Raw genomic sequence first — 16,195 nt, 5'->3', positions numbered from 1 at the left:
CCCTGTGCAGGGTCTGTTGCGCTCCGTGTGGGATGAGCCGCGTCCGCCGGGCGCGCCGCACCGGGTGTGGCGCGACTGGGCCCTCGTCGCGGTGCTCGTGCCGCTCGTCGTGCTCGAGGCGGTGGTGCGCTGGTCCGATCTGCACGCGCCGGTCGTCGCGCTGGTGATCACCGCGGGGCTGATGCCGACGCTGCTGTGGCGGCGCACCCGGCCGTTGCTCATGGTGGCGATCGCCTTCGGCACCTGCGCGGTGACGCCGCTGTTCACAGGCGCCGAGCCAGACATGAACAGCCTCGCGTTCATGATTCTGCTGCCCTACGCGGTGTTCCGCTGGGGCTCCGGGCGCGAGGCCGTCCTCGGCCTCGCGATCATGTACGCCAAGCTCGGCCTCGCGGCGGCCCTCGGAGACATCAGCCTCGGCGAGGCTGGTGGCGGGTCCGTGGTGCTCTTCGCGGCCATGGCCGTCGGTGCCGCTGTGCGCTACCGGGCCGGCGCCCGGCTGCGCGAGCTCGACCAGGCCAAGCTCCTCGAACGCGAGCGCCTGGCCCGCGACCTGCACGATACCGTCGCCCACCACGTGTCCGCGATGGCCATCCGCGCCCAGGCCGGCCTCGCGACCGCGCCGGCCGACCCGGCCGCCGCCACCGACGCGCTGCGCGTCATCGAGGCCGAGGCCACCCAGGCTCTAGCCGAAATGCGGGCAATGGTCCGGGTACTGCGCAGGGGCGAACCGGCCGAGCGGGCGCCCACGCCGAGGGTGTCCGACCTCGACCAGCTCGCCGGACGCACCCGGCCCGGCCCCGCCGTCGAGGTCGAACTGGTCGGCGACGTCGACGCCCTGCCGCCCCCGGTCGGCACCGCGATCTACCGGCTCGCCCAGGAATCGGTAACCAACGCGCGCCGGCACGCCCGGCACGCGACCCGCATCGAGGTGCGGGTCGCCGTCGACGACGCGGCGGTGCGCCTGCGGGTCAGCGACGACGGCGAGGCCACCGCGGCCCGCCAGGCCAGCTCGTCCGGGTACGGCCTCGTCGGCATGATGGAACGCGCCGGCCTGCTCGGCGGCACCTGCGAGGCCGGCCCGGCACCCGACCGCGGCTGGACCGTGACCGCGGTGCTCCCGCGGACCGCTTCATGAGTGTCACGGTCGTCGTCGCCGACGACCAGGAGATCGTCCGCACCGGGCTCACGATGATCCTCAACGCGCAGCCCGACATCGAGGTGGTCGGCGAGGCCGCCGACGGCCGGCGCGCGATCGAGCTGGCCCGCCGGCTACGCCCCGACGTGTGCCTGTTCGACATCCGGATGCCGGGCCTGGACGGCATCGAGGCCACCCGCGCGCTCGCCGGACCGGCCGTCGCCGACCCCATCGCGGTCGTCGTCATCACCACGTTCGACCTCGACGAGTACGTCTACGCGGCGCTGCGGGCCGGCGCGAAGGGGTTCCTGCTCAAGGACGCGGGGCCCGCCCTGCTCGCCCAGGCGGTGCACGCGGCGGCCAGCGGCGAGGCGCTCATCGCCCCGAACGTCACCACCCGGCTGCTCAAGGCCTTCGCCGACTCAGGGCCCGCCGCGCCCCCCAAACAGCCGATCGAGGCGCTCACCGACCGCGAGGAGCAGGTGCTCGCCGCCGTCGCCCGTGGGCACACCAACAGCGAGATCGCCGGCGAGCTGTACATCACGCTGAGCACCGTGAAGACGCACATCGCGAGCCTGATGACCAAGCTCGGCGCTCGCAACCGGGTCGAGATCGCCATGTGGGCGTACGAGACCGACCGCGTCCGTCCCTCCGCCTAAAGTACGGTCTTTCGGCCGCACCATCGGCCAGTGCGCCCGCGGCCCAAGTTCCGATGAAACGGCACGCCGCCGCGACGACCATCGAACCGTGACCATTACCGCCGTCCCCGTCGCCAAGCGGATCTGGCCCGTACCCGCCGCGCTGATCGCGCTCAGCCTGGTGCCGGTGATCGCCGGCGCCGTCCGGGTGACCGAGCTGGCGTCCAGCCCCCAGGTCACCGTGGAGAACGCCCGGTTCGTCGACTCGCCGGTGCCGGTCGTGCTTCACATCGTCGGCGCCACCCTGTTCTGCGTGGTGGGCGCCTTCCAGTTTCCGACCGGCCTGCGCCGGCGGTGGCTCGGCTGGCACCGCGCCGCCGGCCGGGTACTGGCGGTCTGCGGGCTCGTCGCCGCGCTGTCCGGCATGTGGATGACCGTGTTCTACCCGCACCCGCCGAACGACGGGCTGCTGATCGCGTTCCGGCTGATGTTCGGCTCCGCGATGGCACTGTCCATCGTGGCCAGTGTCGTCGCGGTGCGGCGGCGGGACATCCGCCGGCACCGGGCGTGGATGCTGCGCGCCTACGCCATCGGCATTGGTGCCGGCACACAGGTCCTGACCCTCGGGCCGTGGATCGTCGCGTTCGGACAGCCGCAGGGGCTGCCCCGGGCGCTGCTGCACGCGGTCGCCTGGGTCGCCAACCTCGCGTTCGCTGAATGGCTGATCAGAAGGAGGCTTCGATGAAGGCCATCGTCCAGCACCGGTACGGCAACGCCGAATCCCTGGCGCTGAAGGAGGTCGAGGTGCCGGTGCCCGCCGACGGCGAGGTGCTGGTCCGGGTACACGCGTCGTCAATCAACGCCCGCGACTGGCACCTGATGCGCGGCGACCCGTACCTGGCGCGGCTGGCGCTGCGTGAGGCGTTCGGTTTCCGGGGGCCGAAGACGATGATCCGGGGCAGCGACCTGGCGGGCCGGGTCGAGGCTGTCGGCCGGTCGGTGACCCGCTTCCAGCCCGGTGACGACGTGTACGGCGATGTGCGCGAGCTCGACGGAGCCTTCGCCGAGTACGTGTGCGTGCCCGAGGGACAGCTCGCGCCCAAGCCCGCCAACTTGACGTTCGAGCAGGCGGCCACGGTGCCGATCGCCGGCGCTACCGCGCTCCTCGGGCTGCGCGAGACGGCTCGCGTCCAACCAGGACAGCGGGTACTGGTCAACGGCGCGTCCGGTGGGGTGGGGACGTTCGCGGTACAGATAGGCAAGGCGCTGGGCGCGGATGTGACCGGCGTGTGCAGCACCCGCAACGTGGACCTGGTGCGGTCGCTGGGCGCCGACCACGTCGTCGACTACCGGCACGACGACTTCACCCGCGCGCCGGAACGGTACGACGTGGTCTTCGACCTGGTCGCGAACCGGTCGCTGGCCGACCTGCGGCGGGTGCTCACGCCCTCCGGCACGCTGGTGTTCTCCGGCGGCGGCGTGTCCGGCGCCCGGCCGCGCGTGGTCGGGCCGATGGGACTGGTCATCGCTGGCCAACTGGTGGCGCGATTCGTCCGGCAGCGGTTGGTCGTGCTCAACAACGTGCCGCCGCGCGCCGACACCCTGGCCGCCCTGCGTGAGCTGATCGAGTCCGGCGAGGTCACCCCGGTGATCGACCGCACCTACAAGCTGGCCGAGGTGGCGGAGGCGGTGCGCTACCTCCAGGTCGAGCACGCGCGCGCGAAGGTGGCCATCACGGTGTAACCGCGCGCCTAGCGGTGATCGGAGTCTGCGGGGATCGGGTGGCCTGCCGGGGCGCGCTGGACGGGTACCGCGAGGTCGGCGTCGTGCTGGAGCGGACCGTCGCCGTGTACCGCGACGGGCGCCCATCCAGCCGGCTCGGTGAGCGGCTCGGCCAGGTCGGCTACGGGCACGGCCAGCGGCTTGGTGATGGGCGCGCGGTCCACCGCGGCCGACACCACGGTGGGCGCCTCGAACGTCGGCGCCGCGTTGAACGGCGCGGGTTCGAACATGCCTCGCACCGGCTCGGTCGCCGGCGCGGCCCGGAACGCGTGCGTCACCTCGTACTCCGCTGGCGCCGCGCCACCCTGCGGCGCCGGTTCCACCTGCGGTGCCGGGTCGGGGTGTGACGGCGCGTCGGCCGCTGGCGCCGGCTCCGCCACTTCCACCACTTCCGCCACCTCTTGTGGCGCGTCGGCCGGCGCCGCCTCGGCTGCCGGCTCCGCGGGCTGCGGAGTTGTCGGGCGGGCGTGCGCCAACATCGGGTACTCGCCGGTTTGCGCGCCGCCAGCGGCGGCGGCCATCACCGCCGCCGCGGCCAGGTCGGCGACCCGCTTGGCCTCGCGCTGCACCCGTGCCCGGATCTCCTTGGCGTGCCGCTCGGCGGACTCCACCGACCGGCGCACCTCCTCGAGGCGGTCGGTCTCGGTGGCCAGGTCGTGGCGTACCTCTTCCATGTGCTGCTGGAGTTGGGCGACTTCGCGCTCGGCCGCGGCGCCCTCCTGGCGCCACTGCGTGAGCCGCTGCTGGGCACTGTCCATCTCGGCCTGAAGGTGGGTCAGGGCCTGCCGCCGCGCCCGGATCTCCTGCTGTACCACGTCGAGCTGCTGCTGGTGTATACCGCTCTGCTCCTCGGCGTGCCGGCGCTGCTCCGCCAGCTCAGCCTCGGCGGCGGCCCGCACGTCGCCGAGCTCCCGCTCCACCTCGGACTGCCACTGCGCCAACTGCTGCTGGGTCTGCGCGCGGGCAGCCTCAATCTCCTGCTGGGCCTGCGTGCGAGCGGCCTCGACCAGCGCCTCCGCCTCGGCTCGTGCCTGCTCGGCTCGCTGGACGCTCTGCTCGTGGACCCGCGTGGCCTCCTGCACCGCCCGCTCGTGCGCGGCCTCACCATCGGCGCGCAGCCGCTCGGCCAGTTCGCGGACTTCGGCCAACTCGGCCTGGGTCGCCGCCCGGCGCTCCTCGGCGCTCTCCTCCTCTTCGGCGCGCCTGGCCGCGACCTCCGCGTCCAGGTCGTGCCGGGCCTGCGCGGCGTGCTCGCGCGCGTCGGCCAGCACCTTGTCGGCCTCGGCGCGCACCTCGTTGGCCTGCTGGACGGCCTTGTTGGTGATCGCCTCGGCCTGGTTTTCGGAGAGGGCGAGGATCTGGTCGACCATCGGGCCCAGGTGCCGGAACGACGCCCGGTCGACCTGCGCGGGCCGCTGGCGCAGCTCGGTCAGCTCGGCGTGCGTGTGCTGGAGCTGGGCGGCCAGGTCCTGCACCTGCCCCAACGCGTGGTCGCGCTCGGCCAGTAGCGCCGCGACCTCGCTGTCCTTGTGCGCGAGGTACCGGTCGACCTGCCGCTGGTCGTAGCCGCGCAGCTTGATCTCGAAGCCCGGCTGCGAACCCATGCTCTCGCGCACCGCGAACAGCTCCCCGCCTTGAGACATGCGCCATCCTCCATACGTCACCGAGCGCCCTGCCGGCGGAGCAGAAGGGGGTGCCGCCGGCACGCCGCACCACGCTACCGGTGTCGCCCTCCGGACACCGCCCCACCCCGTCGCGCTTCGGCGTACCCGCTGGCAGGCGACCGCCAGGTGGCCGAGGACCCCTTCCGGCAGGCGCGGGTCACGGTGGGCCGGGCAGTCCCCTTGTGGCGGCTAGCCGGTTGGCTAGTCCGCTGGGGTACGTCGTGGAGGGGCAGCCGCGGATGCTCGTCGAGCGCCTGCGCCGGATAACCGCGCCGCAGCCGGTGGGAGGTGAAGGGCGGCCCAGGGTCGCGGTCGTGACGGTCACCTTCGGCGACGATGGTGCCCTGCTGGGTGCGCTGGGGTCCCATGTGGACAGTGTGGTTCTCGCGGCGTTCGGGGCGGGCTGCACGTCCTGTTGTGCGCGGGCACCGATCGCGAGGGCATCCGTGCGGCCTTCGCCGCCGCCGGCTAGTCCGATCGCGCCAGGACGAAAAAGGGTGCGGCCCGCACGGCGAGGAGCCGTAGGATGGCGGTATGATGTGGCGATGTTGATGCCTAACTAGCACCCGAGGTCCTCCTGAGGGAGTCGTGCGCCCAGCGTCCGATTCCTCCCTTCAGGAAGGTCCCATGCTGACTACGTCGCGGCTCAACGCCACCCTCTACCTGTACTGCCTCTTCGACGATCTCATCCTGCTGTACCCGGTCTACACGCTGCTGTTCAGCGACACCGGCCTGTCCGTATGGCAGATTTCGTCGCTGTTCATCATCTGGTCGGCCAGTTCCATCGTGCTTGAGGTCCCGTCCGGAGTCTGGGCCGACAGGTTCTCGCGCCGCGCCCTGCTCGTGGCCGGCCCGCTGCTGTCCGCGGTCGGCTTCGGCCTGTGGGTCGTCGCACCGTCGTACTGGGCGTTCGCGCTCGGTTTCGTGCTCTGGGGCGCGAAGGAGGCCCTGGCCTCCGGCGCCTTCGAGGCCCTCGTGTACGAGGAGCTCGACCGCCTGGGCGCCGCCGACCGCTACGCCCGGACGATCGGGCGCGCGGAGGCCGCCGGCCTGGTCTCGGTGGTGCTGGCGATGGGGCTGGCGTCGCCGGTGCTCGACGCGGGCGGATACCACGCGGTGGGTGGGGCGAGCGTGCTCGCCTGCCTGGTCGCCGCCGCCATCGCGGCCCGGCTTCCCGAGCACCGGGTCAAGGCGGCGGCCCACGCGCCGAGCGCACGGGGCCATTCGATGACCGCCGCCGTGGGCGAGGCCGCGGCATCGGTCACCCATCCGCCACTGCCGGAGACGCCGGTACTGGACACCGCCGCACCGGACACCGGATACCTGGGCGTGCTTCGTGCCGGGCTCGCCGAGGTGCGACACAGCCGGGCGGTACGTGCGGCGGTTCTGCTGGTGCCGGCGGTCACCGTCGTTTGGGGTGCGCTGGAGGAGTACACGCCGCTGCTGGCCCGCGACGCGGGCGTGTCGGATGCGACCGTGCCCCTGCTCATGCTCTTGATCTGGGCCGGTGCGACAGCCGGTGGCCTGCTCGGCGGCGTGGGGGAGCGGCTGTCCTCGACGGGCCTCGCGGGTCTGCTGGTGGCCGCCGCCTCGCTGCTGGCCGTCGGAGCGGCCAGCGGGCACCCGGCGGGCTTCGTGTTGCTCGCGGTCGCGTTCTGCGGGTTCCAGCTCGCGTCGGTGACCGTGGACGCCCGGCTCCAGCACCGGATCACGGGCTCGTCCCGCGCGACGGTGACGTCGTTCGCGGGGATGCTGAGCGACCTCACGACGATCGCCGTGTACGCCGGTTACGGGGTGATCGCGGGGGCGACCGGCCACGGTTGGGCGTTCGCGGGTTTCGCGGTGCCATACCTCGCGGTCGCGGCGGCGCTGGTGCTGTCGCGGCGGCCGCCCCCGGGGATCAGCCGGCGGTAGCGCTGACCGTCGCGCTGACCGTCGCGCTGACCGTCGCGCTGACCGTCGCGCTGACCGCCGTGTGGAACGGGCGCCCGAGCAGCGCCTCGACGTCGTCGCGGCGGTACCGCACCGTGCCGTCCAGGTCGCGCCGCTGCCGCCAGTGGCCGACAGCGGCGAGTTCGGGCGCGAACCCGCGCCGCACCCAGTACTGCTTGGCGATCTCGTCGATCGTCAGGTATTGCATGATCACCTCCGGTGGGCATGTCTATTACCACCGGAGGGATCGGCTAAACCTGCAGGTGCCGGTCGAACCAGTCGCGGGCGTGCGCGGAGACCTGCTCGAGGGCGCCTGCCTCGGTGAACAGGTGCGACGCGCCCGGTACGATCACGGTCTGGGCGAGGCTGCCGAGCAGTGCCGCGGCCTGCTTGTTGAGCTCGATCACGCGGTGGTCCTCGCCGCCGACGATGAGCAGGGTCGGCGCCCGGACGCTGTCGAGGGCGTTGGCGGCCAGGTCGGGCCGGCCGCCGCGCGAGACGACCGCGCGCGCGACGTCTCTGCGCCGCGCGGCGGCGACGAGCGCGGCCGCGGCACCGGTGGACGCGCCGAACAGGCCCACCGGCAGGCCAGCGACGTCTGGTTGCGTGGGCAGCCAGTCGAGGGTGGCGACCAGCCGGTCGCCGAGCAGCCCGATGTCGAACCGCAGCTCCGCCGTGGCCTGGTCGAGGCGTTCCTCGCGCTCCGTGAGCAGGTCGAGCAGCACCGTGCCGTAGCCGCCCTGGTGCAGGTAGCGTGCGACCGCCTGGTTGCGCGGACTGTGCCGTGAGCTGCCCGAACCGTGGGCGAACACCACCATCCCGCGTGCGGGTGCGGGCAACGCCAGCGTCGCGGCCAGGAGTCCACCGTCGACCGGTACGGCGACGTCCGTGAGGGCGTCCATGCTGGTCGGCTACCCGCGCGGCGCGATAGGCAAACGCGGGTCAGCTTCACGATGTCAGAGGCGGCGGATACTGTCGGACGGTCAATCGAGCACACGGGGAGTTTCTGTCATGCCATCCACCTCTTTAGCCGTCGAGCGGCTCCGCGCCGAGCTGAAAGGCGAGGTCATCACGCCCGACGACCAGCAGTACGACAAGGCCCGCACCGTTTTCTCCGGTGCCATCGACCGCCGCCCGGCGGTCATCGCCCGGCCGCTGGACGCGGCCGAGGTGGCGCGCGTCGTGCTGATCGCACGCGACACCGGGCTGCCGCTCGCCATCCGTAGCGGCGGGCACGGCATCCACTGCGTGTGGGACGGCGGCATCGTCCTGGACCTGGCGGCGCTGCGCGGGCTCGACATCGACGTCGAGGGGCGCACCGCGTGGGCCGAGCCGGGCCTGACCGCTGGCGAATACACCGCCGCGGTCGGCGAGCACGGGCTGGCGACCGGGTTCGGCGACACCGGTTCGGTGGGCCTCGGCGGCATCACGCTGGGCGGCGGCGTCGGTTACCTGACCCGTAAGTACGGCCTGACGATCGACGCCCTGCTCGCCGCCGAGGTCGTGACCGCCGACGGCGAGCTGTTGCGAGTCGACGCGCAGTCGCATCCCGACCTGTTCTGGGCGATCCGCGGCGGAGGCGGCAACTTCGGCGTGGTGACCCGCTTCCAGTACCGGTTGCATCCGGTCGGCGCGGTCGTCGGCGGCATGCTGATGCTGCCCGCGACGCCCGAGGCGATCGCCGGTTTCGTGGCCGCCGCTGAGGCGGCACCAGACGAGCTGAGCACGATCGCCAATGTGATGCCGGCGCCGCCGATGCCGTTCGTGCCGGAGGAGATGCACGGCCAGCTGATCATCATGGGCCTGCTCTGCTACGCGGGCGACGCCGAGGCCGGCGAGCGCGCCATCGCGCCCTTCCGGGCGCTGGCGACCCCGATCGCCGACATGGTCCGCCCGATCCGGTACCCGGAGATGTATCCGCCGGAGGAGGGGGAGTACCACCCGACCGCCGTCGGTCGTTCGCTGTTCGTCGACACTGTCGGCTTGGATCGGGCCGAGACGATCGTCGAGTGGCTGCGCGCGTCGGACGCGCCCATGCGGGTCGCGCAGCTGCGCGTGCTCGGCGGCGCGATGGCCCGCGTGGCGGCAGACGAGACGGCGTTCGCGCACCGCGCTTCGCGCATCATGGTCAACGTGGCGGCGTTCTTCACCGGCGCCGAAGACCAGGCGATCCGTGAGGCGTGGGTCGACGAGTTCGCCGGCGCCCTGCGCCAAGACGATCAGGGCATCTACGTCAACTTCCTCGGCGACGAGGGCGAGGCGGGCGTCCGGGCCGCCTATCCCGGCGCGACGTGGGACAAGCTCGCCGCGGTCAAGCGCCGGTACGACCCGACCAACCTCTTCCGCCTCAACCACAACATCACGCCGGCCTAGTGACCCCTGGCTCAGCCGCCTGGGACCGTCGGGGAGATGTCAGGGTTCCGTCTGGGAAACCCCCGGATGTATCGCCGTCGGGTGACGAGGACTCTCTATGTCATACCCAGAAACGGTCTTCAGGCGGTGAGCACGGTGACCGAGATCGCGAGGGCGGAGGCCCTCTTCGTCAGTGACCTACAGCCTTCCGACGAGCCGACACCGGCCCAGGTGGCGCTCGCGATCCGCGCGGCGCTGCTGCGCCGCGGCGGCGCGCCCGGCTGCGCGGCCGTCATGGCCGCCGAGTTCGGCGAGCGGCCGGAGTCTTCCGCGGCTCGGATGCGGTGGGCGCTCGGCCTCGCCCGTCCGTCGGTGACGGCAGCAAACCGTCCACCCAGGCCAACCCGACACACACCTACAAGCGGTACGGCACCTTGCAGGCCAAGCTTAAGGTGACGTACGCCGACGGCGAGGTGCGCACGGGCGCGGGAAGGGGGGAGGGGGGCGGCGCGGTGCCGGGGGGAAGGGGTGGGGGCGGGGGCCCGGGGGCCGGCTCCGCCACTCCTAGGTGAGGGCCATGAGGAAGTCGGCCGCCGGGATCGCGAACACGATCGACACCACCGCCATGCGCGGGATCGACGGCCGCCGGGCCAACACCGCGTACGCCGCGAGCAGCACCGGCGCCATGAGGTCCTGCAACGGCCACGCGTCGCGGCTGACCAGCACGCCCAGGTGGCAGCTGGCCAGCCACAGCGCTATCGCGGCCGTCCACAGTGTCACGCCGAGCCCGTAGCACAGTGACGGATTCCAGCGCACGGCCGAGGTCGTGTCGCCGGCGCCCCTATCGGCGTCCATGTCCATCACGGTGGTCGGCAGGTACAGCGCGGCAGCCAGCAGCAGGCCCAGCACCACCATGATGGGCGGGTAGTCGCCGATCGGGCGGTGCAGCGACCAGCCGGCCAGCGGTCCCAGTACCCCCACCGCTACGGCGTTGACGACCACGTCCGCGCCGGGGCGGGCCTTGAGCCGGATCGGCGGCACGCTGTAGAGCCAGCCGAGCAGCAGCACCAACGCCGTACCGACGGTGAACGCGGGACCGGCCGCCGCGGCCACCGCGAGCGCCGTGAACGAGAACAGCCCGCACCACTGCACCAGGTCCTTTTCGGACACCGCGCCGGTTACCAGCGGCGCGGTCGCCTTGCGCGGGTTGAGCCGGTCGCTGGGCAGGTCGTACCGGTCATTGAGGGTGAGTACCGCGCCCCACACCAGCGGGCCGAGCACCGCCGCTGCGGCCAGCGACTCGGGTACCGCGTGTAGGGGCGGCAGCCACGTGCGGGTGGCCAGCACCGCACCGAGGTACGCGCCGGCCCAGCCCAGTGGCCAGAACCACGGCCGGGTGACCTGGATCACCGCGACCGTGGTACCGCTGAAGCCCGGCGCGCCCCGTGGCCGCGCCGGGTGTACCAGATGCCCGTAAGCCATGCCTCGACGCTAGGGAAACCGCCCGGCTGCGGTCCTCCCCCAGGGGAGCGGCCCGGCTCCCTCCCGAGGGGGAGGGAGCCGGGCGATCGTCACCGCGTGAGGCGCTTGACCACCCGGTCGGTCAACGCGTCCAGCGCTGCCACCTCGTCGTCGGTGAGCACGTCGATCAGGTGGCGCCGCACGGAGGCCACATGCTTCGGAGCGGCCTGCTCGATGGCGCGGACCCCCTCGTGGGTGAGCGCGATGACCGAGCCGCGCGCGTCGTCGGCGCACTCCTCGCGGACGACCAGCCCGCGCTGCTGCATCCGGGTGATCTGGTGGGAGAGGCGACTCTTGGACCACAGCATGTGCCCGGCCAGCTCCGTCAGGCGCAGCCGCTGCCCTTCGGCCTCCGACACGCTGGACAGCACGTCATAGTCCGCTTCGGACAGTCCACTGTCGCGCATGAGGTCGCGGGCGAGTTGCAGGTCGAGGAGGGCGCGCATGCGCCGGTAGCCGCGCCATGCCCGCTCCTCCCGCTCGTCGAGCCAGCGGGGTTCGTTCACGGGGTTCAGCGTACCGCGATGTTGACATATCACCAACCTCGACCTATGTTGGTGATATGTCAACGAACCTGGTCCGGCGCCTGCTCAACCTGCATATAGGGCTGGTCCTGTTCGGGATCAGCGTCGCGCTCATGATCCGAGCCGACCTGGGCCTCGCCTCGTGGGACGTGCTGCACCAGGGGATCGTCGAGCGCACCGGCCTGCCGTTCGGCTGGGTCGTCAACGGCGTCGCCGTCCTCGTCCTGCTGCTGTGGTGGCCGCTGCGGCAGCGCCCTGGCATCGGCACCGTCGCCAACGTCATCGTCGTCGGGCTCGCCGCCGATGCCACGCTCGCCGTCACACCCCGACCGGACGCCCTCGTCGTCCGCGCCGGGCTGCTCGCCGGGGCGATCCTGCTCAACGGCGTCGCCACCGGCCTGTACGTGGGCGCCGGGCTCGGCCCTGGACCGCGCGACGGCCTCATGACCGGCCTCGCCGCGCGCGGGCACTCGATCCGCGTGATGCGCACCTGCATCGAGGTCGCCGTGCTCGGAGTCGGCTGGCTACTCGGCGGCTCCGTCGGCGTCGGCACGCTCGCGTACGCGATCGCGATCGGGCCGCTCGTCCACTACCTCATCCCGAAGCTCACCGTCCCGTCCGCCCGCAAGCCGGAAGTAGGCCAACCATGCCCCGCCTGACCGTCATCATCGCCAGCACCCGCCCCGGCCGGATCGGCGGCCGCGTGGCCGACTGGTTCACCGGCATCGCCCGCGACCACAGCGGTTTCGACGTGTCCGTCGCCGACCTCGCCGAGATCAACCTGCCCTTCCTCGACGAGCCGCACCACCCTTCCGAGGGTCGCTACCTGCACGAGCACACCCGCCGGTGGAGCGCGACGATCGCCGAGGCGGACGCGTTCGTCTTCGTCATGCCCGAATACAACTTCGGGTTCAGCGCGCCGTTGAAGAACGCGATCGACTACCTGTACCACGAATGGCAGTACAAGCCGGTCGCCTTCGTCAGCTACGGCATGACCTCAGCCGGCCTCCGCGCGGTACAGATGATCAAGCAGGTGGTGACCACGCTCAAGATGATGCCGGTCACCGAGGCCGTCAGCATCCCGCTACGCCAAGCGGTCGACGCCGACGGCCAGCTCCAGCCGACCGCCGGCATGCACTCCACCGCTGTGGCCATGCTCGACGAACTCCAACGCCTTACCGCCGCTTTCGCGACGGTACGGGTGCCGGCGTAGGAACCGCCCTCACGCCCTCGTCGCTGGTCATCCCTTCACGCAGACGACCTGCTTGAGGTGAGCGACCACCTCGACCAGGTCCTCCTGCTGCTTCATCACCTCGCCGATGTCCTTGTAGGCGCCGGGGATCTCGTCGACCACACCAGCGTCCTTGCGGCACTCGACGCCGGCGGTCTGCGCCACCAGGTCGTCGGCCGTGAACGTGCGCTTCGCCTTCGCCCGCGACATCCGCCGCCCCGCGCCGTGCGACGCCGAGCAGTACGCCTCGGTGTTGCCCCGGCCGCGCACGATGTACGAGCCGGTGCCCATCGAGCCCGGGATGATGCCGAGGTCGCCCTTGCCCGCCCGGATCGCGCCCTTGCGGGTCACCAGCACCTCCACGCCACCATAGGTCTCCTCGGCGACGTAGTTGTGGTGGCAGGAGATCGGCTCGCCGTACGCGACGTGCGGCAGGTGCTGCCGTACGACATCGCACAGCAGCGCCATCATGACCGCCCGGTTGCGGCGCGCGTACTCCTGGGCCCACCACAGGTCCCGGCGGTACGCCTCCATCTCCGGCGTGCCGGCCAGGAACACGGCCAGGTCGCGGTCGGGCAGGCCGGTGTTGTGCGGCAGCTTGCGGGCGACAGCCATGTGCCGCTCGGCGAGTTCCTTGCCGATGTTCCGCGAGCCGGAGTGCAGCATCAACCACACCTGCCCGTCGTCTGGACCGCCCTGCTCGACGCACACCTCGATGAAGTGGTTTCCGCCGCCGAGCGTGCCCATCTGGTTGTGTGCCCGGCTCTCCAGGCCGTTCACACCGTCGTGCAGCGTGCCGAAGCCCCGCCAGAACCAGTCCCAGCCCTTCTGGTCGAGGTCTCGCACCCGGCGCGGGTCGACCTCGCGGTCGCGCTGCGCGAAGCCGACCGGGATGGTCGCCTCGATCGCGGTGCGCAGCGGGCCGAGGTCGTCCGGCAGGTCGGCGGCGGTCAGGGAGGTGCGGACCGCGGACATGCCGCAGCCGATGTCGACCCCGACGGCCGCGGGCGAGACGGCCTGCCGCATGGCGATGACCGAACCAACCGTCGCGCCCTTTCCGAAGTGGACGTCGGGCATGACCGCGACCCCTTCGACCCACGGCAACTGGCCGATGTTGCGCAGCTGCTGGGCCGCCTGAGGCTCGATGCCGTACGGGTCGGTCCAGACCCGGACGGGTGCCTTGGTGCCCGCGAGCAGTTCGTATCCCATGGTTATGCCTCTCCAGGGCGCAGCAGGATTCCACTGTGGAAAGTGTTGTGGAGAAGAAAAGACGCCGCCCGTCCCGAGCAGGGTGGGCGGCGTGAGCGCGCTGTCGAGAACGCGCTACGCTCGCCACCGGCCCGTATAGGCTCTCGATGATGCTTGTCGCGACATGGTCACAGTAGACAGCAGCGAAACCGTGCGCGCAACGGAGTTTGCTACCGGTAGTACACGTCGTCGGCTTCCTGAACCTTGGACTTCGGCGACGCCGCGCGCGCCGGTCCACACCACCTGACCGTCCACCCCGACCGCCGCGGAGCAGCCGGGCTTGTCGGCCCGTGAGGCGCCGGGTCAGCGCGAGGTCGGCGCGCGCCGCTTGGCCGGGCGTGGGGGATGGCTCTGGCTCCTGGACGTCGCGACCGCACCCGCTGGCGAGGAGGGGCACGACCAGGGCGAGGGTCCACCGTCGAGGGCCCGCCATTCTCGCAGGTTACGGCCGCGCGGTACTCGGCGCATCGCCGCTCGGGTAACGGGCCGATGACTCAGGCGAGAACCTCAACATTCGCGGGCCCTGACCGGTGGGCACCGGGTTGACCTGCGACGCGGAGTCTGTAAAGTCCTCGGGCGGGAATGCGCTTGCATTCGCAGTGATGAATCTAAGCTTTCCATAACGTGGATTTAATAAAGAGGCAAAAGGCATGAGTGAAACGCCGGAATCCGCGCCGGGGCAGGGCGCGGGCCGCACGCCGATGCGGCGGCGCATCGTCATCGCGGTTGCCATCGGGCTCGCGGCCGCCACGGCGCTGGGCACCGCCGCCGCGCTCTCCGCGGCCGCTCCCAAGAGCGACACCGCCGGCCAGGTCGGCAGGAGCGCGACCTCCGGTGCCGACGGTAGTGGCGCGCCGATTCCGGGAGCGACCCCGACGGGCACGCCCGTGGCGGCGGCCAGCGCGACACCGAGCCCGACCTCGACAGCGGCGGTGGCGGTCGGCAAATGCGGCCGCCCGGCGGGGACCGCCCCAGCCGCGAAGGTCACCGAGGTGAAGGTGGGAGTGCGGGTGACCGGCTACGGGCAGGAGGGCGACACCGACCCGCTGCCCATGGCGATCGCGGCGAGGCCGGACGGCGGCTCCTGGCTCGCGTGGCTCGGCACCAACGGCAAAGTGTACCTGGGCAAGCTCGACTGCGACGACAAGCTCGTCGGCACGCCCACCAGCTTCACCGGGATCAACCTGCAGGACGTACAGGCCGATGCCAGCGGCGGCGTCGTGCTGCTCACCCGGCGGGGCACCTGCGGCGACGGGCCGTTGTGTGGCGGCTCGTCCAGCCCGTGCAACACCATGCACATGATTCGCTTCGACAACTCGGGCAAGCAGGTGTGGGAGCGCCAGGTCACCAACCTGAGCGGCAGCCGGCAGGGTTACGACGACGGCGCCCGGTTCATCTGGTGGTACCAGCATCACGGGCGGCTCGCGAGCGACGGCAAGACCTACGCGGCCTACTTCGGCGTCGCCATCACCGTCAAGAACGGCAACTGCGTCGACATCCACGAGGGCGACCGGATGCAGGTCGTCAACGCCAACGGCTCGCTGGCTTCCGGGCACCGCGACAGTTTCGAAGTGGGCTGCAGTCACAGTTGGACTTCGCGCATCGTCTGGGATCCGCGCACCAAGCACTACGTGATGGTCTGCGCCACCGACAACGCGTGCCGCATCGCTCAACCCGACCCGTACCGCAGCGTCGCGGCCGGCAAGTGCGATGGCACCCTGTTCGGCGGTGACCTCGTGCTGGCCAAGAGCAAGGGTTACTGGACCGCGTGGAGCCAGGGCGGCAAGGTGCGGCTCGAACACTTCACCACCGGCGCGTCCGACAAGACCGTCACCACAGCGGCCAGTTCGAGCCATCCACACCTGGTCAGCTACGGCACCGGCCGGATGCTGCTGGCTTGGCAGTCGGGCTCCTCGATGGCCGCACAGGTCTACGACGCGGGTAGCGGAAAGGCCGTGGGCGGCAAGCTCACCATCAACGTCAAGGACCACAACTACCAGGCCTTCAAGGCGTACCCGGACGGCAGCGTCGCCTACCCGGCCGCCGGCAGCGGCAACACGTCCATCCGCATCGCCCGCGTGCTGCCCACGCGCTGACGGCGCTCCCGCGCCCAGCGCGGTGCGTCGATCAAGGGCGATTGCGTTGATCAAGGGCAAATGCGTGCG

15 protein-coding genes and 1 pseudogene are annotated in these 16,195 nt (G+C 71.7%); 9 read left to right on the top strand and 7 right to left on the bottom strand.

Annotated elements, in window-relative coordinates; genetic code table 11:
* Nucleotides 1-4: 4 nt before the first annotated feature.
* From V6V89_RS00660 to V6V89_RS00645, 4 genes are all read left to right on the top strand, one after another.
* Complete coding sequence (locus V6V89_RS00660; RefSeq protein ID WP_334616853.1) at nt 5-1,138, top strand: sensor histidine kinase; 1,134 nt, start codon at nt 5-7, stop codon at nt 1,136-1,138.
* A complete protein-coding gene (locus tag V6V89_RS00655; protein ID WP_334616852.1) occupies nt 1,135-1,797 on the top strand; it encodes a response regulator transcription factor in 663 nt (220 codons plus the stop codon). The genes V6V89_RS00660 and V6V89_RS00655 overlap by 4 nt, the downstream gene beginning before the upstream one ends.
* 88 nt (nt 1,798-1,885) lie before the next feature.
* A complete protein-coding gene (locus V6V89_RS00650) occupies nt 1,886-2,521 on the top strand; it encodes a DUF2306 domain-containing protein (protein ID WP_334616851.1) in 636 nt (211 codons plus the stop codon).
* The gene (locus V6V89_RS00645) at nt 2,518-3,519 is read left to right on the top strand and encodes an NAD(P)-dependent alcohol dehydrogenase (RefSeq protein ID WP_334616850.1); all 1,002 of its coding nucleotides are present in this window, start codon (nt 2,518-2,520) and stop codon (nt 3,517-3,519) included. The genes V6V89_RS00650 and V6V89_RS00645 overlap by 4 nt, the downstream gene beginning before the upstream one ends.
* A 320-nt stretch (nt 3,520-3,839) precedes the next feature.
* Here the strand turns inward: V6V89_RS00645 and V6V89_RS00640 are convergent.
* Nucleotides 3,840-5,201, bottom strand: a pseudogene (locus V6V89_RS00640) (hypothetical protein); the annotation flags it as partial.
* Between the two features lie 648 nt (nt 5,202-5,849).
* On the opposite strand from V6V89_RS00640, the gene V6V89_RS00635 reads away from it, so the two are divergent.
* Complete coding sequence (locus V6V89_RS00635; RefSeq protein ID WP_334616848.1) at nt 5,850-7,136, top strand: MFS transporter; 1,287 nt, start codon at nt 5,850-5,852, stop codon at nt 7,134-7,136.
* Here the strand turns inward: V6V89_RS00635 and V6V89_RS00630 are convergent.
* Together V6V89_RS00630 and V6V89_RS00625 are read right to left on the bottom strand one after the other, a co-directional pair.
* On the bottom strand, nt 7,123-7,362 hold the full coding sequence (locus V6V89_RS00630) for a hypothetical protein (protein ID WP_334616847.1): 240 nt from the start codon (nt 7,360-7,362) through the stop codon (nt 7,123-7,125). The genes V6V89_RS00635 and V6V89_RS00630 overlap by 14 nt on opposite strands.
* Nucleotides 7,363-7,405: 43 nt before the next feature.
* Entirely contained in the window at nt 7,406-8,056 is a 651-nt protein-coding gene (locus tag V6V89_RS00625) for a dienelactone hydrolase family protein (RefSeq protein ID WP_334616846.1), read from the bottom strand.
* A 109-nt stretch (nt 8,057-8,165) separates the two neighbouring features.
* Here V6V89_RS00625 and V6V89_RS00620 point away from each other — a divergent pair, with 109 nt between their 5' ends.
* A complete protein-coding gene (locus tag V6V89_RS00620; RefSeq protein ID WP_334616845.1) occupies nt 8,166-9,527 on the top strand; it encodes an FAD-binding oxidoreductase in 1,362 nt (453 codons plus the stop codon).
* A gap of 119 nt (nt 9,528-9,646) precedes the next feature.
* Here the strand turns inward: V6V89_RS00620 and V6V89_RS00615 are convergent, their stop codons facing one another.
* From V6V89_RS00615 to V6V89_RS00605, 3 genes are all read right to left on the bottom strand, one after another.
* Complete coding sequence (locus V6V89_RS00615; RefSeq protein ID WP_334616844.1) at nt 9,647-9,802, bottom strand: hypothetical protein; 156 nt, start codon at nt 9,800-9,802, stop codon at nt 9,647-9,649.
* A gap of 268 nt (nt 9,803-10,070) precedes the next feature.
* Complete coding sequence (locus V6V89_RS00610; protein ID WP_334616843.1) at nt 10,071-10,988, bottom strand: UbiA family prenyltransferase; 918 nt, start codon at nt 10,986-10,988, stop codon at nt 10,071-10,073.
* An 89-nt stretch (nt 10,989-11,077) separates the two neighbouring features.
* Nucleotides 11,078-11,533, bottom strand: a complete 456-nt coding sequence (locus tag V6V89_RS00605; protein WP_334616842.1) for a MarR family winged helix-turn-helix transcriptional regulator — start codon at nt 11,531-11,533, stop codon at nt 11,078-11,080.
* A gap of 56 nt (nt 11,534-11,589) precedes the next feature.
* On the opposite strand from V6V89_RS00605, the gene yczE reads away from it, so the two are divergent.
* Both yczE and V6V89_RS00595 read left to right on the top strand, forming a co-directional pair.
* Nucleotides 11,590-12,210, top strand: coding sequence for a membrane protein YczE (gene yczE, locus V6V89_RS00600; RefSeq protein WP_334616841.1), 621 nt, complete (start codon nt 11,590-11,592; stop codon nt 12,208-12,210).
* Nucleotides 12,198-12,764 carry an NADPH-dependent FMN reductase gene (locus V6V89_RS00595; RefSeq protein WP_334616840.1) on the top strand — a complete coding sequence of 189 codons (567 nt, stop codon included), beginning with the start codon at nt 12,198-12,200 and terminating at the stop codon, nt 12,762-12,764. Before yczE ends, V6V89_RS00595 begins: the two co-directional genes overlap by 13 nt.
* Before the next feature lie 27 nt (nt 12,765-12,791).
* Here the strand turns inward: V6V89_RS00595 and V6V89_RS00590 are convergent, their stop codons facing one another.
* Nucleotides 12,792-13,991, bottom strand: coding sequence for an RtcB family protein (locus V6V89_RS00590; protein WP_334616839.1), 1,200 nt, complete (start codon nt 13,989-13,991; stop codon nt 12,792-12,794).
* 689 nt (nt 13,992-14,680) lie between these two features.
* On the opposite strand from V6V89_RS00590, the gene V6V89_RS00585 reads away from it, so the two are divergent.
* Nucleotides 14,681-16,126 carry a hypothetical protein gene (locus V6V89_RS00585; protein ID WP_334616838.1) on the top strand — a complete coding sequence of 482 codons (1,446 nt, stop codon included), beginning with the start codon at nt 14,681-14,683 and terminating at the stop codon, nt 16,124-16,126.
* Nucleotides 16,127-16,195: the final 69 nt, after the last annotated feature.

Source organism: Micromonospora sp. CPCC 206061 (genome assembly GCF_036906915.1).
Lineage (GTDB): Bacteria > Actinomycetota > Actinomycetes > Mycobacteriales > Micromonosporaceae > Phytohabitans.
Note: the sequence above shows the minus strand (reverse complement) of the source record. Positions and strands in the feature narration are given on the sequence as shown.

What these genes read in the sequence shown, in the direction of transcription:
- V6V89_RS00655 (WP_334616852.1), top strand. Translation starts at nt 1,135, where the DNA reads ATGAGTGTCACGGTCGTCGTCGCCGACGACCAGGAGATCGTCCGCACC.
- V6V89_RS00645 (WP_334616850.1), top strand. Translation starts at nt 2,518, where the DNA reads ATGAAGGCCATCGTCCAGCACCGGTACGGCAACGCCGAATCCCTGGCG.
- V6V89_RS00635 (WP_334616848.1), top strand. Translation starts at nt 5,850, where the DNA reads ATGCTGACTACGTCGCGGCTCAACGCCACCCTCTACCTGTACTGCCTC.
- V6V89_RS00630 (WP_334616847.1), bottom strand. Translation starts at nt 7,362, where the DNA reads ATGCAATACCTGACGATCGACGAGATCGCCAAGCAGTACTGGGTGCGG.
- V6V89_RS00625 (WP_334616846.1), bottom strand. Translation starts at nt 8,056, where the DNA reads ATGGACGCCCTCACGGACGTCGCCGTACCGGTCGACGGTGGACTCCTG.
- V6V89_RS00620 (WP_334616845.1), top strand. Translation starts at nt 8,166, where the DNA reads ATGCCATCCACCTCTTTAGCCGTCGAGCGGCTCCGCGCCGAGCTGAAA.
- V6V89_RS00615 (WP_334616844.1), bottom strand. Translation starts at nt 9,802, where the DNA reads ATGACGGCCGCGCAGCCGGGCGCGCCGCCGCGGCGCAGCAGCGCCGCG.
- V6V89_RS00610 (WP_334616843.1), bottom strand. Translation starts at nt 10,988, where the DNA reads ATGGCTTACGGGCATCTGGTACACCCGGCGCGGCCACGGGGCGCGCCG.
- yczE (WP_334616841.1), top strand. Translation starts at nt 11,590, where the DNA reads ATGTCAACGAACCTGGTCCGGCGCCTGCTCAACCTGCATATAGGGCTG.
- V6V89_RS00595 (WP_334616840.1), top strand. Translation starts at nt 12,198, where the DNA reads ATGCCCCGCCTGACCGTCATCATCGCCAGCACCCGCCCCGGCCGGATC.
- V6V89_RS00590 (WP_334616839.1), bottom strand. Translation starts at nt 13,991, where the DNA reads ATGGGATACGAACTGCTCGCGGGCACCAAGGCACCCGTCCGGGTCTGG.
- V6V89_RS00585 (WP_334616838.1), top strand. Translation starts at nt 14,681, where the DNA reads ATGAGTGAAACGCCGGAATCCGCGCCGGGGCAGGGCGCGGGCCGCACG.